Annotated in this window: 9 protein-coding genes and 1 riboswitch; of the genes, 6 read left to right on the plus strand and 3 right to left on the minus strand. The window is 68.1% G+C overall.

From position 1 onward, the window contains the following. Positions 1 to 14 precede the first annotated feature (14 nt). The 4 genes from phnD to KHC27_RS10270 all read left to right on the plus strand — a co-directional run bounded on the left by phnD (position 15) and on the right by KHC27_RS10270 (position 4,437). Positions 15 to 1,028 carry a phosphonate ABC transporter substrate-binding protein gene (gene phnD / locus KHC27_RS10255; RefSeq protein ID WP_213338591.1) on the plus strand — a complete coding sequence of 338 codons (1,014 nt, stop codon included), beginning with the start codon at positions 15 to 17 and terminating at the stop codon, positions 1,026 to 1,028. 167 nt (positions 1,029 to 1,195) lie between these two features. After that, on the plus strand, positions 1,196 to 2,017 hold the full coding sequence (gene phnE / locus KHC27_RS10260) for a phosphonate ABC transporter, permease protein PhnE (RefSeq protein WP_213338592.1): 822 nt from the start codon (positions 1,196 to 1,198) through the stop codon (positions 2,015 to 2,017). A 241-nt stretch (positions 2,018 to 2,258) separates the two neighbouring features. Beyond that, positions 2,259 to 2,501 carry a hypothetical protein gene (locus KHC27_RS10265; protein ID WP_213338593.1) on the plus strand — a complete coding sequence of 81 codons (243 nt, stop codon included), beginning with the start codon at positions 2,259 to 2,261 and terminating at the stop codon, positions 2,499 to 2,501. Positions 2,502 to 2,706: 205 nt separating this feature from the next. Then, positions 2,707 to 4,437 (plus strand): ABC transporter ATP-binding protein/permease, encoded by a 1,731-nt coding sequence (locus KHC27_RS10270; protein ID WP_213338595.1) that lies wholly within the window; start codon positions 2,707 to 2,709, stop codon positions 4,435 to 4,437. Positions 4,438 to 4,453: 16 nt separating this feature from the next. On the opposite strand, the gene clcA is transcribed toward KHC27_RS10270, so the two are convergent. The 3 genes from clcA to KHC27_RS10285 all read right to left on the minus strand — a co-directional run bounded on the left by clcA (position 4,454) and on the right by KHC27_RS10285 (position 7,767). Further along, positions 4,454 to 5,755: a H(+)/Cl(-) exchange transporter ClcA gene (gene clcA / locus KHC27_RS10275; RefSeq protein WP_213338597.1), complete on the minus strand. Its 1,302-nt coding sequence runs from the start codon at positions 5,753 to 5,755 to the stop codon at positions 4,454 to 4,456. A 108-nt stretch (positions 5,756 to 5,863) separates the two neighbouring features. Then, on the minus strand, positions 5,864 to 6,808 hold the full coding sequence (locus KHC27_RS10280) for an ABC transporter substrate-binding protein (protein WP_213338604.1): 945 nt from the start codon (positions 6,806 to 6,808) through the stop codon (positions 5,864 to 5,866). 63 nt (positions 6,809 to 6,871) lie between these two features. After that, positions 6,872 to 6,976, minus strand: a riboswitch (TPP riboswitch). 38 nt (positions 6,977 to 7,014) lie between these two features. After that, the gene (locus KHC27_RS10285) at positions 7,015 to 7,767 is read right to left on the minus strand and encodes an ABC transporter permease (RefSeq protein ID WP_213338605.1); all 753 of its coding nucleotides are present in this window, start codon (positions 7,765 to 7,767) and stop codon (positions 7,015 to 7,017) included. A 196-nt stretch (positions 7,768 to 7,963) separates the two neighbouring features. Here KHC27_RS10285 and KHC27_RS10290 point away from each other — a divergent pair, with 196 nt between their 5' ends. Further along, positions 7,964 to 8,797 carry a universal stress protein gene (locus KHC27_RS10290; protein ID WP_213338606.1) on the plus strand — a complete coding sequence of 278 codons (834 nt, stop codon included), beginning with the start codon at positions 7,964 to 7,966 and terminating at the stop codon, positions 8,795 to 8,797. Positions 8,798 to 9,273: 476 nt separating this feature from the next. Further along, entirely contained in the window at positions 9,274 to 14,880 is a 5,607-nt protein-coding gene (locus tag KHC27_RS10295; RefSeq protein WP_213338607.1) for an autotransporter outer membrane beta-barrel domain-containing protein, read from the plus strand. Positions 14,881 to 15,040 lie beyond the last annotated feature (160 nt).

Consider the following 15,040-nt stretch of genomic DNA (forward strand, 5'->3'; position numbering starts at 1 on the left):
TAGGAGCACTCTCCATGAAGCGCCTTCTTGCCGCCGGCCTCGTGCTGGCCGGTCTCTCCGCCCCGCTTGCCGCCCCCGCGGCGGCGCAGGAAGTGAAGGAGCTGAACTTCGGCTTCATCTCCACTGAATCCTCCGCCAACCTCGCCAAGAGCTTCGAGCCCCTGATGCAGGACCTCGAAAAGGCGATCGGCATCCCGGTGAAGGCCTATTTCGCCGGCGACTATGCCGGCGTCATCGAGGGCATGCGCTTCAAGAAGGTCGACATCGGCTGGTTCGGCAACAAGTCGGCGATGGAGGCCGTCGACCGCGCCAATGGCGAGGTCTTCGTGAAGACCGCCAAGCCGGACGGTTCGAGCGGCTACTACTCGCTGATCGTCACCAATGTGGACCGCAGCGATATCAACACCCTCAAGGACGTTCTGGATTGCTCCAAGGGGTTCAACTTCGCCAATGGCGACCCGAACTCCACCTCGGGCTTCCTCGTTCCCGGCTATTACGTCTTCGCGCTGAACAAGGTCGATCCGGCCAAGTGCTACAAGCGCGTCGTCTCCGGCAATCATGAAGCCAACCTGCTCTCGGTCGCCAACAAGCAGGTCGATTTCGCCACCAACAACACCGAAAACATCACCCGGCTGCAGATGACCCGGCCGGACGAAGCCAAGAAGATCAAGGAAGTGTGGCGCTCGCCGCTGATCCCCGGCGACCCGATCGTGTGGCGCCGTGACCTGCCGTCGGACCTGAAGGCCAAGATCTACACCTTCTTCATGACCTATGGCCGCCTCGGCACGCCGGAAGAAGTCGAGCACGCCCGCGCCGTTCTCGCCAAGACCTCGGATGGCTGGGGTCCCTTCCTCGCCTCTTCCGACGCCCAGCTCTACCCGATCCGCCAGCTCGAGCTCTTCAAGAGCCGCCTGAAGGTCGAGAACAACGACAAGCTGTCGGCCGAGGAGAAGGCCAGCCAGATCAAGGAGATCGACGACAAGCTCGCCGCTCTCGACGCGCTGGCGAAGAAGATCCCCGCGATGTGACACGCTCCCCCGGGAGCTTTTGGGAGCCCCGCGCCTGCGGGGCTCCGCCTGCCTTCGGAAGCCGCGACGTCTCGCTGGCGAGGCTTCCCTCTTCGCGTGACAGACCGGCAGATCGCCCCATTCCGAGCGCCGCGCCGCACCGCCGGCCCCTCTTGAGGACCCTTGCGATGCACCTTTCCGACGTCGCCCATCGCTCGGCCGTCAGCACCATTCCCGCGCCGCCCCTGACGCCGCTGCCTACCCGGCTCGCCCGCCTCGCCCTTGCGGCGGTCTGCGTGGTGGTGCTGGTGTACTGCTGGCACGAGGCGGAAATGAACCCGGTGATGCTGTGGCGCGACTCCGGCAACATGGCCACGCTGGGTGCCGAGTTCCTGACGCCGGATTTCACCGAATGGGAGATGTACGCCCAGAACATGGTGGAGACGCTGGCGATCGCGGTGTGGGGAACGCTGCTCGCCGTGGTCGCCGGCATTCCGCTCGGCATCCTGTCAGCCGATAACGTCGCGCCGCGCTGGGTCGCCTTCCCGATCCGCCGCCTGATGGACGCCTGCCGTGCCATCAACGAACTGGTGTTCGCCCTCATCTTCATCGCCGCGGTGGGCCTCGGCCCGTTTGCCGGCGTGCTCGCGCTGTTCGTCCACACCACGGGCGTCATCGCCAAGCTGTTCTCCGAGGCGGTGGAGGCGACCGACCCCGCGCCGGTGGAGGGCATTCGCGGCACCGGCGGCACCTGGCTCCAGGAGGTCGTCTACGGCGTGCTGCCTCAGGTGCTGCCGCTGTGGATCTCCTACGCGCTGTACCGCTTTGAATCGAATGTGCGCTCGGCCACCGTGCTCGGCATTGTCGGCGGCGGTGGCATCGGCATGACGTTCAACGAGACCATCCGCGGCTTCAACTACTCGCAGGCCTCGGCGATCCTCATCATCGTGGTGCTGACGGTCTCGGTGCTGGACGTGGTCAGCCAGAATATCCGCAAGCGCTTTATCTGACAGCCGAAATCACCTGTCGGGACGGCCGGCGCGGTCGCCGGCGGCGCCCGCGTGGCCGCGTTAAGGCACGCGGCGAAAGCGGGGCTGGCGAAATCACAAGGGTGGGAAATCCTGCCCGCCCGGCGCATGGCTCGTATACGATAACGGTGCGTGCGATCATATCGTGTACGATATAGAACGGTCTTCATCACCTCGGCGCCGCCAAGCGACGGCGCCTCCCTCCGAAGACTGGAGACTGACCATGAAGATGACCGCCATCGCTCTCGCCACCCTCGCCACCCTGAGCTTCGCGGCGACCGCCGAAGCCAAGCTGAGCCACGAGGAGCAGGCCGGCTGGAAGCAGACCGTCCAGAACCAGACTGTGGGCACGCCGGACGCCACCCCGGTCGTTGAAGGCCGCAATGCCGCCAGCACCGCCGTCGACACCTCCGAGCCCTATATCCGCCAGTCGGTGGAGCAGAACGCCCGCACCGGCGTGAAGTGATTTCGGACCGAGACCGTCTTTTCCTCAGGGCGCGACCTCCGGGTCGCGCCCTTCTTGTTTGCCGGAACGCAGGCTGTTTCCGCGCGGTCCGGGCGTACCTCTCCAAAGCTTAATCTTCCCGTCATCCTTGCGCCGCGATTGGATCGGCTAAGCTCGTTTCCTGCGAACGGCACGCCCGGTGCCGTCATCTGCCGGAGACGCTCCCGTGCATGCCATCAAGACCCTGCTCGCCGATGTGTGGCGGCTCTCCATTCCCTATTTCCGCGGCGAAGACCGCTGGGCGGGCCGCATCCTGCTCGCCGCCGTGGTCGCGCTGGAATTCGCCTGGGTCGGTGCCACGGTTCTGCTGAACAAGTGGAACAACACCTTCTACAATGCCATCCAGGAAAAGGACTTTCCTGCCTTCAAATACCAGCTCGCGCTGTTCTGCGCCTATGCCACCGGGGCGATCATCGTCGCGGTGTACCAGATCTATCTCCGTCAATGGCTGGAGATACGCTGGCGCACCTGGATGACCGACAAATATCTGACCGCCTGGCTGGAGGGCGATACCCATTACCGCCTCCGGCTCAAGGGCGACGTGGCCGACAACCCGGACCAGCGTATCGCCGAGGACATCCGGTCCTACATCGCGCAGACCATCTCGATCTTCATCGGCCTGCTGAACGCGGTGATGACGCTCACCTCCTTCGCGGTCATCCTCTGGGGCCTGTCGGGCGACTTCCGCTTCACCCTCGGCGGTTCGGAATTCGCCATTCCCGGCTATCTCGTCTGGGCGGCCTTCGCCTATGCCGCGGTCGGCACCTGGCTGACCCACCTCATCGGCCGGGTGCTGATCAAGCTGAACTACGATCAGCAGCGCTTCGAGGCGGATTACCGCGTCGATCTCGTGCGGGTGCGCGAGAATGGCGAGGAAATCGCGCTGATGGATGGCGAGGCGATCGAGAAGGCCCGCCTGCTCGACCGCTTCTCCAGCGTGGTGCATAATTACTGGGGCATCATGATCGCGCAGAAGCGGCTCACCTGGTTCACCTCGGGCTATGGCCAGCTCTCCAACATCTTCCCGTTCATCGTCGTGGCGCCGGCCTATTTCAGCGGGGCGATCCAGCTCGGCCAGCTGATGCAGACCTCCTCGGCCTTCGACCGGGTGCAGGGCTCCTTCTCCTTTTTCATCAACGCCTACCAGACACTGGCGGAATGGAAGTCGGTGGTGGATCGTCTGGTCGGTTTTGAGCGGGCAGTCATGGGCACCCAGGCCGAGGCGCTGACGAGCGCCTATCATCTCGGCCAGACCTCGGACGGCAGCGCCCTCGGGCTCGACGCCACCGAGGTTCGTCTGCCGGACGGCCGCGCCCTGCTGAGCGTGGATGGCGTGCGCATCCGCCCCGGCGAGGCGGTGCTGCTCACCGGCCGCTCGGGTAGCGGCAAGAGCACGCTGATGCGGGCGATCTCCGGCATCTGGCCCTACGGCCATGGCGAGGTATCGCTCGCCCCCGGCGCCCGCCTGCTGACCCTGCCGCAAAAGCCTTATCTGCCGATCGGCTCGCTGCGCGGGGCGCTGGCCTATCCCGAGCCGCTCGCCGGCTTCACCGACGAGGAGATGCGGCAGACGCTGGAGGATGTCGGCCTCGGCGCCTTCGCCGGGCGGCTCGACGAGCATGCTCTGTGGCCGTCCGTCATGTCGGGCGGCGAGCGCCAGCGCTTCGCCCTCGCGCGCGCGCTGCTGGTGAAGCCCGACGTGCTGCTGCTCGACGAGGCGACCTCCGCGCTGGATGAGCCGGCTGAGGCGGCGCTTTATCGGCTGCTGCGCGAGCGGCTGCCGCAGGCCGCGATTCTCTCCATCGGCCATCGCGCCAGCCTGGCAGCGTTCCACGACCGCCAGCTCCGGTTGGAACCTGCGGAGGAGGGCCCGGCGCAGCTCGCGCCCGCGCTGTGAACGGGGTCGGCCGGCGCTAGCTTGTGGCCGCCGGCCGGCTCTCGGATTCGATGGCGAGGGTGCGCTCCAGCAGGACCTCGTAGATCGGCCGCCCGCCCAGCCACTGCGCCACCATGTTGGCGAAGAGGGTGGTGATCATGACCGGCACCAGGATCGAATAGGCGCCGGTCAGTTCCATCACCAGCACCATGCCGACCATCGGCGCGCCGATGGTCGCCGCGAACAGCCCGCCCATGGCGGCGATGGCGAGCGCCATGTGAGTGCCTTCGGGCAGCGCCACCAGATGCTCCAGCCCGGTGCCGAAGCAGAGCCCGATGGTGGTCGCCAGCGCGAGGATGGGAGCGAAAATGCCGCCGGCGACGCCGGTAGCATAGCTACCCATCGTCATGATGAACCGCAGCAGCACGATCACGGCCAGCCCGACCAGCGTGCGGTGTTCGCCTGCCAGCTTCACCGCGAGCAGTTCGCCGCCCTGGGTGGCTTCCGGCAGCGTGAACATCAGGATGCCGACGATAAGGCCGATGGCAGTGGGGTAGATGTAGAAGGACGTGCGCAGGCCGAGCCGGCGCACATGGTTCAGCGACCAGATCAGCGTGTGATTGAAGCCCACGCCCACCGCGCCGAGGATCAACCCGAGCACGACGAAGGCCGGAAAGGTGGCCGCGGCCATGTCGGGCACGTGCATCAGCATGAAGGGCACGTCGCCGGTGATGGACTCGGTGACGATGGCGCTTGCCAGCGAGGCGAGGATCACCGCGGTGTAGGTGCGGGCGCTGTAGGGAAACTGCCGCCGCGTCTCCTCGATGACGAAGAGGATGGCCGCGAGCGGCGCGTTGAAGGCGGCGGCCAGTCCCGCGGCGCCGCCGGCGGCGAGCAGGCCGCGCATGTCCTCGGCCTCCCACCGCATCAGGTCGGACGCCGCTTTGCCGATTGAGGCGCCGAGATGGATGGTCGGCCCCTCGCGCCCCAGCACCATTCCCGAGCTGAGGGCCAGCACGCCGCCGAAGAACTTGACCGGCAGCACGCGCTTCCAGCGCACCCGCCTCAGTCCCTCCATGGCGCCCTCGATCTCCGGCACCCCGGAGCCGCTGGCCTCCGGCGCGAAGCTGCGCACCAGCCAGAGCGACGTCACGGTCATCGCCGCGCCGACCAGAGCGGCTCCGGCATAGAGCGCCGGGCCGCTCAGATGCAGGGTGTTCTGGAGGAAGGCGGGCCACCATCCGGTCAGTCCGTCGACGCTCCCATGAAAGGCGGAACCGACGATCCCGACGGCGGCGCCCACCAGCGCCGCCACCACATGATAGAGCCCGTTGCCCATGCTTCTTCCCTGCTGGCGTCGATACCGCCCGAGCGCCATCGGTAGCACCGGTGCCGGTGGGCCGGAAGGGCGCGGCCACGTTGCCCACCGGCCGCGGCCGCATGGTTCTCAGGGCAGCGCCGGGGCGTAGGCCTCCACTGGCTCGACCTTGTCGATGAGCCCGTGCTGCTTCATGAAGGCGCCGAAGCGATCGTAGCGGCCGGCATCGAGGGCGGCCGGTGCGTGCGCGAAGCGGCGCAGCGTGTCGCGCCAGGCGGTGCGGTTCAGCTCGTCGTCCAGATTCGGGTTTGCCTTCACGAACACCTGCCAGGCCTCGTCCGGGTGGTTCAGTATGAAGATCGTCGCGTTCTCCACCGCGCCGAGGAAGCGCTTGAGGCGGGGATCGGCGATCAGGTCCTTGCGGGTCACGTAGATCAGCTCGTCGAACACTGGCACGCCGTGCTCCTCGGGAAAGAAGGCGACGCCCTCCCTGCCTTCCAGCTTGATCTGGGTGAGCTCGAAATTGCGATAGGCGCCGATCACCGCGTCCACCTTGCCGGCGACCAGAGCCGGGGAGAGGGCGAAATTGACGTTCACCATGGTGACGTCTTCCGGCTTCAGCCCGGCATCGGCCAGCATGGTGCCGAGCAGGGCATCCTCAAGCCCGGCGACGGAATAGCCGACGGTCTTGCCCTTGAGGTCGGCGATGGACTTCACCGGGCCGTCCTTCAGCGCGACCAGCGCGGTGAGCGGCGTCGACACCAGCGTGCCGAAGCGGACCAGGGGAAGGCCTTCCTTGACCGAGAGATAGAGGTTCGGCTGGTAGCTGACAGCCACCTCCGCCTGACCGGCGGCGACGAGCCGTGGCGGCGCCGACGGGTCCGCCGGCGGCACCAGGGTGACGTCGAGCCCGGCGGCATCGAAATAACCCTTCTCCTTCGCCACGATCAGCGGGGCGTGGTCGGGGTTGACGTACCAGTCGAGCAGCACGGTGAGCTTGTCGGCGGCGTGCGCGGGCACGGCGGCGAGGGCGAGCAGGCCGGCGAGGCCGGCCGCGGCAATGGTCTTGAGCATGGGATCTCCTCCTGATGTGGAGACCCGAGGCACGAGCTTATGGGGGATCTTCGGGCGGAAAGCGCGCCGCCCTTGCTCCGTCCCTTCGCCGGCATGACCCGGATCAGGTTCAAAGGGTCTGGCGGAACCGCCATCTCAGCCTCTTGCGAGACACCCCTCGGACACGCGAAGGCTAGCAGAGCAGGTATGCCACCGCAATCGGGCGATCAGCGCGGCAGGGTTTCAGGTGCCCAGGGCAGCAGCCGGGCCAGCGCGCGGTCCACAATGGCGAAGAGCGCCAGCGCGACAGCGAGCAGGATGGCGAGGGCGGCGAACACCATGTCGGTCTGCATGCGGGCGTTGGAGTAGATCATCAGGTAGCCCAGCCCGGCGGAGGAGCCGACCCACTCGCCCACGACGGCGCCGATGGGCGACACCGCGGTCGCAACCCGCAGGCCGGAGGCCAGCGCCGGCAGCGCCGCCGGAATCCGAATATGACGTAAAACCCCGGCCTTGCCGGCGTCATAGAGCCTGGCGAGGTCCACCAGACCCTGATCCGCCCGCGCCATTCCGTCGTGAAAGGCTGAAGCGACGGGGAAAAAGATGATCAGGCTCGCCATCACGATCTTGGAGGCGAGGCCGAAGCCGAACCAGACGACCAGCAGCGGCGCGATGGCGAAGACAGGCAGCGCCTGAGCCACCAGCAGAACCGGTCGGAGCGCGCGGCGCGCCGTTTGCGAAATTGCCATCAGCAGCGCGCAGCCGACCCCCAGCGCCGAGCCGCAGACAAGGCCCAGCAGCATCTCGCCCAAGGTGATCGCGGCGTTGCGGGCGAGGATGACGTGGTTGTCGACCAGGGCCGCGCCGATCCGCAGCGGACCGGGCAGGATATAGGCCGGCACCCCGAACAGGCGCACCGCGGCCTCCCAGCAGCCGAGCAGAACGAAGGCGATGAGAAGGGATCGGCCGAGGGACGCCACGTCTGTCAGTCCGGTTGGAGGCGCGTCGTTATAGCCGGAGCCGCGGCGCGGGGCGACCCGTGATCGGCCGCCTCGCCGGGGGCTTGAGCCGGTGCGGGGAGCGCCGCACGCATTCGCTTGACCGCGATCAAGGCCGATACCAACCTCTCGGCATAACAACAGCCCGCAACAGGCGGGATTTCAGGAGGATAGCGCGGTGATCAGGGACATTCTGGTAAATCTCAAGCTGGGCAGCGGCGTGGACGCCACGGCGGACTATGCCGTTTCCCTTGCCGCCAAGCTCGACGCCCATCTCACGGGCGTCGCCGTGAGCTACGCCATCGACGTGCCGCCCATCTATACCGAGGCGTTCTCGACCGATTTCCTCGAAGTGCAGCGCGAGGAGAGCAAGCGGCTGGCGGCGGAGGCACTCGCCCGCTTCGGCGAGGCGGCGCGCTCCATGGGCCTCAGCGGCGAAATCCGCACCGTGGACGGCACGCTCGGCGGTGCCGCCGAGCAGATCGGCGTCATGGCGCGGCTCTACGATCTCACCGTGATCGCGCAGGCCGACCTGGAACAGCCCGGCTCGGAAGAGGTGATCGCCGAGGCGGTCCTGTTCGATTCCGGGCGGCCGGTGCTGCTGGTGCCGCAGAAGCAGGCCCGGCCCTTCTCGGCGCGCCGTATCATGGTGGCGTGGGATGGCGGCCGCGCCGCGGCGCGCGCCGTCGCCGAAGCCCGCCCCTTCTTCCACAAGGCGGAGCTGGTCGAGGCCGTCGTCGTCCAGTCCGGGCACGCCAAGCACAACGATCTGCCCGGCGCCGATCTCGCCCGGCATCTCGCCCGCCACGAGAAGAATGTCGAACTGCGGCGGCTCGTGCCGGAAGGCGATGACGGCATCGTCGACACCCTCCTCAAGGAAGTCGCCGCCCGCCACATCGACCTGCTGGTCATGGGCGGCTACGGCCATTCCCGGCTGCGCGAGTTCGTGCTCGGCGGGGTGACGCGCGACATGCTGGAGCGCATGACGGTGCCCCTCCTGCTCGCCCACTGAGTTCGCCTATCTCGGGTGACGCCGCATCGTCCGCCCGACGATGCGGCGCTTTTGATTCGACGCGGGCTCTGACGGCAACCCGCACGGGAAGGCCCACCCTACCATGTTGCCTATTTTGCAGGCGGCGTGTGTCATTTTTGCCCACTCTCTGGACAAAGTGTGGCGACACCAACGTCTCCGCTCACGCAAATACTGAGCTTCCCCTTCGTAGACTATTCCCCGTTACCTCTTGGGAATGTGGCGTCCCATTGTTCCCCCAGGAATGCTTTGTTAGCGTTCATTGCGCTGGAAAAGCGTTCAACGACAGATGGATGTCTAAAAACTCCATCTTTCGAAATAAATGGTGGGGATGAGGAATGTCCAAGACTGGGCGACGCCACGAGCTGGCGGCGGATGGATCTTATTACCTTTCGGAAGGTTTGAGCGGGCAGCGGCGAAGACTGCTGGGATCGACGGCGATTGCTGGCACGCTGGCCATGGGTCTTTCGGTCGCCATGCTGTTCGGCCCGACGCCGGCCAGCGCCCAGTGTGACTTCAATTCGAGCACGGCGACCACCAACGTCACCCGGAACTGCGTGTCGTTGTTCACCGCCACCACCAATGTCGCGGGCGGCGCCGCGGTCTCTGGCCGCGGCACCTCGACCACCGGAGGCGTCGGGGCGGTCGTCAACAATGCGGGAAGCATCGCCAACGCCAACGGCACGGGTAACGTCAACGCCGTCGATATCTTAGCGGCCGGTTCGGCCAGCTACAGCGGCGGCGGCCGGGTGACCTCGACGAATGGCGACGGCATCAATATCCAGGGTTCGACCACGAGCGTGACCGTGACCGGCGGCACCATCGAGGGCGGCGACGATGCGGTGACCGCGAATGCGCTGGTCCGCGCCTCGGTGACCGGGACCGGCGCCACCTTCCTCGGCGGAAATGACGGTCTCGACCTTTCCGCCGGCGGCAGCACCCAGGTGAATCAGACCGGAGGCGCGGTCACCGGCACGAGCGGGAACGGCATTTCTGCGGTTTCGGCCGATAATGGCATCACTCTCGCCGACACCACCGTGCAGGGCGGGCTCAACGGCATCACTACCGGGGGTGGGGCCACCACGCTCGATCTGACCGGCGGCACCGTGCGGGGCATCAGCGGCGACGGCATCCATGTCCGGGGCCTCGGCGGGCTCGATGTCACCGCCACCGACACCGTCGTCACCGGCGGCGACGACGGCATTGATCTGCTCGGCCCCACGGTTGACCTGACGCTCACCGGAGGAGGTGTCACCGGCGCGGGCGGCGATGGCATCTCGGCCACGGCGCTCGGGGTGCTGGGGCTCGGCGGCACCGCCCGGGTGACGACCAGCGGCACCACGGTCACGGGCGCGCAGAACGGACTTGCCGCCTCGGCCTTCGGCCTCGATACCGCGACGTCGGTCGAGGTCGTGGTGAATGGCGGCTCGATCGCCGGCAATGACGGATTCGGCGTGGCCGCGATGGCGGTTTCGGGCTCGCTTGCGGGCACCCCGCAGGACGCGACGGCTTCCATCGCCGGCAGCGGCGTGATCACCGGCAGCGATGCCGGCGCGGTCGCCATCGCCGCGAGTGTCGGCGGCGATCCCTCCGCCTTCGATCCGCAGGACCCGTCGTCCTGGCTGCTCGGCGATGGCCGGGCCACGGTATCGGTCGACACCCGTGGCGACGTGACGGGTACCGCCGGCTCGGGCATCCTCGCCCTTGCCCTCGGCAATGGCGGAAACAGCGTGTCCGTCGACACCACCGGGGGGCGGGTGGAAGGCCAGGGCGGCTTTGGCGTTCTCGCCGGGTCCATCGACAATGGCGGCGTCGGCGGCAATACGGTCGAGGTTGTCACCGGCGATGTGTTCGGCACGGCGGGCGGCGTGCTGGGCTTCAATACCAATGGCGATGCCAGCGTCGCCGCGAATGGCCGCATCGAGGTGGCGGGCGGCGGTCTCATCGGCGTCGGCGCCCTTGCTGCCAATGGCGGGAGCGCAAGCGCCGTGCTCGACGGCATCATCGATCCCCCGCTGATCGGGGTCGGCGCCCTTGCCCTCGGCGCCGGCACCGCTAGCGCCACCACGTCCGCAACGAGTTCGGTCGACGCCGACCTGATCGGCGTCATCGCGCTCAATGTGGGCGACGGTCGGGCCGTGGTCGACAATGGCGGCGAGGTCTTCTCCTCGTCGGGCGCCCTCCCGCTCCTCGGGTTCGGCGCGGTGAAGATCGGCGACGCCAGCGCCTCGGCCGACCCCGACGTCGTGGTCACCAATGCCGGCGATATCTCCGATTTCGCGGTCGGCGCGCTCGGCCTCGGGATCGGCGGCGGCAATGATGTCGCGGTCGACAACAGTGGGGACATCCGCAACGCCTTTGTCGGTATTGCGGGGGTCGCCATCAGCACGGCCGCCGGGGGCGCGGTCCGCGTCGACAATGCCGGCAGCCTGTCGGATGTCGCCGGCATCGGCGTGCTCGGTCTGGCGGTGGGCGACGGCTCTACGGTGGAGGTTGGCAACACCGGCTCTGTAAGCGCCGGATGGGCCGGTATCGCGGGCGTTCTGGTCGGCGACGGCGGCGCGCTCGACATCCGCACGCAGGGGGCGGTGGCCGCCACGGACGGGCTCGGGGTGCTGGGCCTCGCCGTGGGCTCGGGAAACACCCTCGACATCCTGGCCGACGCGGCGGTTGAAGGCCGGTATCTCGGCGTCGGCGCCCTGTCGATCGGCGACGCCAATGCGCTCGCCCTCGTCACCAGCGGCGCCGTGTCGTCGGCCGAGGGCGCGGGTGTGGCCGCCATCGGCCTCGGCGGCGACGGCGTGCTGGAGGTGACCACCAACGGCGCCGTCAGCGGCAATGTCCTGGGCGTCGCGGCGCTGCAGATCGGCGACGGTGCGGCCGTCGACGTCGTCGCAAATGGCGCTGTCAGCGCCGCCGGCGGCGTCGGCGTGCTGGCATCGGCGATAGGGGCCGGCGGCACCGTCACCGTCACGGCGAACAGCGCCGTAACCGCGGGCCTCGCCGGCGTGGTGGGCGTCAATCTCGGCGGCGACGCGACCGTGACCAGCACTGGCAAGGTCTCGGTGGATGGCGGCTATGTCGGGGTCGGTGCGCTCGCGGTGGGCGGCAACGCCTCCGTCACCATCAACGGCGCCATCGATCCGCCAGCGGTGGGCGGCGCGGCGGTGACGATCGGCAGCGGTACCGCCACGCTCGACGCCAATGCCGTCGTGCAGGCAACCACCCTCGGCCTGCTCGGGGCCAATGTCGGCAGCGGTGCCGTGGTCATCAACGTCAATGCCGGTGGCGCGGTGCAGTCGGACGGCGTCGGCGTGCTGGCGGTGAAGGCAGGGCCGGGCAACGTCTCGGTGGAGGTCGACGGCGCGGTCGGTGGGCTCGGCACGGTGGCGACCGGCGACGACGGCATCCTCGCCTTCGCCCTCGGTGACGGGCTGGTGTCCATCTCCACCACCGGCAACGGCATCATCAATGCCGGCGACGATGGCATCTCCATCAACAAGGCGGGCAACGGTGCCGGGGCCGATGCGGTGATCGTCAGCGCCACCGGCGCGATCGTGGCGGCCGGGGACGGCATCGACATCGACCAGCTCGGCGGCGACGGCAACATCACCGTCACCACGCGCGGCGCCATCGCAGCCGGCGCCAACGGCGTGATCGCCGACAAGCAGTCCGGCGCGGGGACCATCAACCTCTTCCTCGACAACGACATTGCCGCGGGTGCGAGTGCTGTGGTGGCCGAGGGGAGCGGGCAGGACGGCGACGTGGTGGTGGGCACCGGCTTCGGCACCACCCTGACGGCCGGCGCCACCGGCATCCTCGCCGCGAAGACGGACGGCGGGGCCGGCACCATCGCGGTGACGACGGGCTTCTTCAGCCAGATCGTGGCGGGCGGCACCGGCATCTCGGCGTCCAACCTTATAGGCGCCGGCAGTGATGTGTTCGTCGCCACCGGGCTCGAAAGCATCGTCGCCGCCAATGCCGACGGCATCCTGGCCGCGGGCACGGGCATGGTCGGCCTCACCGTCTCGGATTTCGCAACGGTGCGCGGCGACCTCGACCAGAACGGCGTCGGCAGCGCCCTGCGCATCGTCAGCGCCGAGACCGCCACGGTGAACGTCGGCAACGGCGCCATCGTCTCCGGCTCCGGCCAGAGTGCGGCCGACGCCGTCATCTCCGTCGCCAGCGAGGCCGGCGCCTCCATCACCATCGGCGCCGGCGCGCGGGTGACCGCCTGGACCGCCGACGGGTCCGGCTCCGCCAACAACGACGTCGTGGCCGCCGCAGGCGCCCTCGCGCTCAACGCCACCGGCGGGCCGGTCGTCGTCGCGAATGATGGCACGCTGTACGGGCTGGTCGCCCTCTCGGGCGGCGATGACAGCTTCGGCAACGCGAGCTCCGGCAATTGGGCGAGCGTCGGCGCGAACGACTTCGGCGTGGGTTCCGACACGCTCGCCAATGCCGGCCGCCTCGTCACCGCGCTGCGGGGCGGCGTTGCCGAGAGCACCGGCTTTTCCGGGCTGGAGAGCTTCGTGAACGGCGATCCGAGCGGCGTCGGTGCTGGCACGCTGACCATGATCGACGGCGACACGCTGTCTTCCGCCGCCACCCGCGACCGCACCTATGTCAGCGGCACCTTCGCCGGGCAGGGCAACAGCACGCTCGGCGTGGATGCCTGGCTCGGCGGGCCCGGCTCAACCTCGGATCAACTGGTCGTCGGCGGCCTCGATGCCGGCGGCAATCCGGTCTCCGGCGCGGCGACCTCGGGCGTGACGAGCCTTTACGTGAACGACGTCAACGCCCGAGGCGCCGGCGCCTATAATCCGGGCGGCATCCTCGTCGTGGCCGTGCAGAACGGCCAGACGCAGGCCGGCGACTTCGTCCTGAGCTCCAGTTCACCCAACTACAGTTCGACGTTCGGCGGGGTGATCGACAAGGGCCTGTTCTTCTACGATCTCGCGGTGCAGCCGAACCCCGACGGCGGTCTCGGTCAGTATCTGGTGGGTCTGCCCGACCAGGAGGCGTTCGAGCTGCCGATGTTCATCACCGGCGCTCAGACGATCTGGTACGAAACCTCCGGCGTGTGGCTCGACCGTCAGGCCGACCTGCGTTCCTACCTGATGGCGCCGCAGCCGGTGGGCCCGGCCACCACCCTCGTCACCAAGGAGCAGGGCCTCGTCACCAAGGCGCCCCCGCGCGCCGTCCCCGACAGCGTAACGCCCGGCGTGTGGGGCAAGGCGATCGGCAGCTGGGCCTCGTGGGATTCCACCAGCAGCTATTCCGGCGCCGGCTCGACCGGCTACAGCTTCGACACCGGCTACGATCAGGACACCTACGGCTTCATCGCCGGCGCCGATTTCGGCAAGACCGCCGGCGACAGTGCCTTCATCTTCGGCGTCATGGGCGGCTATGTCGCCTCGTCCCTGGATTTCAACAGCAGCGCGACCAGCGGGGATTATTCCGGCGGCACCGTCGGCGTCTACGCCACCTATCTGAAGGGGGGCTTCTTCGTCGACGGCCTGTTCAAGGCCGACATATTGGAGCTGGACTACAGCGTCCCCTCGCTGGGTCCGGTGGGCTACTCCGGCGAAACCACGGACGTCACCTCGCTCGGCTTCACCATCGACACCGGCTATCGCTTCACCCTTCAGGAGACGTATTTCATCGAGCCGGTGGCGACGCTGTCCTATGTCAGCACCCGGATCGACGACCTGAACGGGCTGGAAGGCACGATCGTGCGCTTCAACGACGGCGAGAGCCTGCGCGGCAGCCTTGGCGGGCGCCTGGGTGGACGGGTCTATGAGAACGACCGCTACTGGCTCGAAGCCTCGCTCACCGGCCGGCTGTGGTACGAGTTCGAGGGCGACAACTCCGTCACCATCAGCAATCCCGGCAGCCCCTTCACCTCGACGGACGATTTCGACGGCGCCTTCGGCGAGGTCGGGGCCAGAATCAACTGGTTCGGGAAAGGCACGGGCTGGAACGGCTTCGTAAACGGCAGCGTCACCTTCAATGGCGACTATACCTCCGGTACGGCGCTCACCGGCGTGCGCTATCAGTGGTAGGCAGTCGCACGTACCGCCGCCCTCGCGGGTCGGTCGCAGGACCGGCCCGTTTCCGCCACCCGCCGTCGCTGCCGGGCGTGGGCGGGTCTCCCGCATCTGGCCCGAACAGGCCTGTTGGCAGTGTGCGAACTGGCCTTGCAAAGCGCAGGCGAGGCAAGTA

This window comes from Ancylobacter lacus (assembly GCF_018390635.1).
Lineage (GTDB): Bacteria > Pseudomonadota > Alphaproteobacteria > Rhizobiales > Xanthobacteraceae > Ancylobacter > Ancylobacter lacus.

Excerpts from the sequence above, each read along its gene's own strand:
- KHC27_RS10265 (WP_213338593.1), top strand. The coding sequence starts at position 2,259 with ATGAAGATGACCGCCATCGCTCTCGCCACCCTCGCCACCCTGAGCTTC.
- KHC27_RS10280 (WP_213338604.1), bottom strand. The coding sequence starts at position 6,808 with ATGCTCAAGACCATTGCCGCGGCCGGCCTCGCCGGCCTGCTCGCCCTC.
- phnD (WP_213338591.1), top strand. The coding sequence starts at position 15 with ATGAAGCGCCTTCTTGCCGCCGGCCTCGTGCTGGCCGGTCTCTCCGCC.
- phnE (WP_213338592.1), top strand. The coding sequence starts at position 1,196 with ATGCACCTTTCCGACGTCGCCCATCGCTCGGCCGTCAGCACCATTCCC.
- KHC27_RS10295 (WP_213338607.1), top strand. The coding sequence starts at position 9,274 with ATGGGTCTTTCGGTCGCCATGCTGTTCGGCCCGACGCCGGCCAGCGCC.
- clcA (WP_213338597.1), bottom strand. The coding sequence starts at position 5,755 with ATGGGCAACGGGCTCTATCATGTGGTGGCGGCGCTGGTGGGCGCCGCC.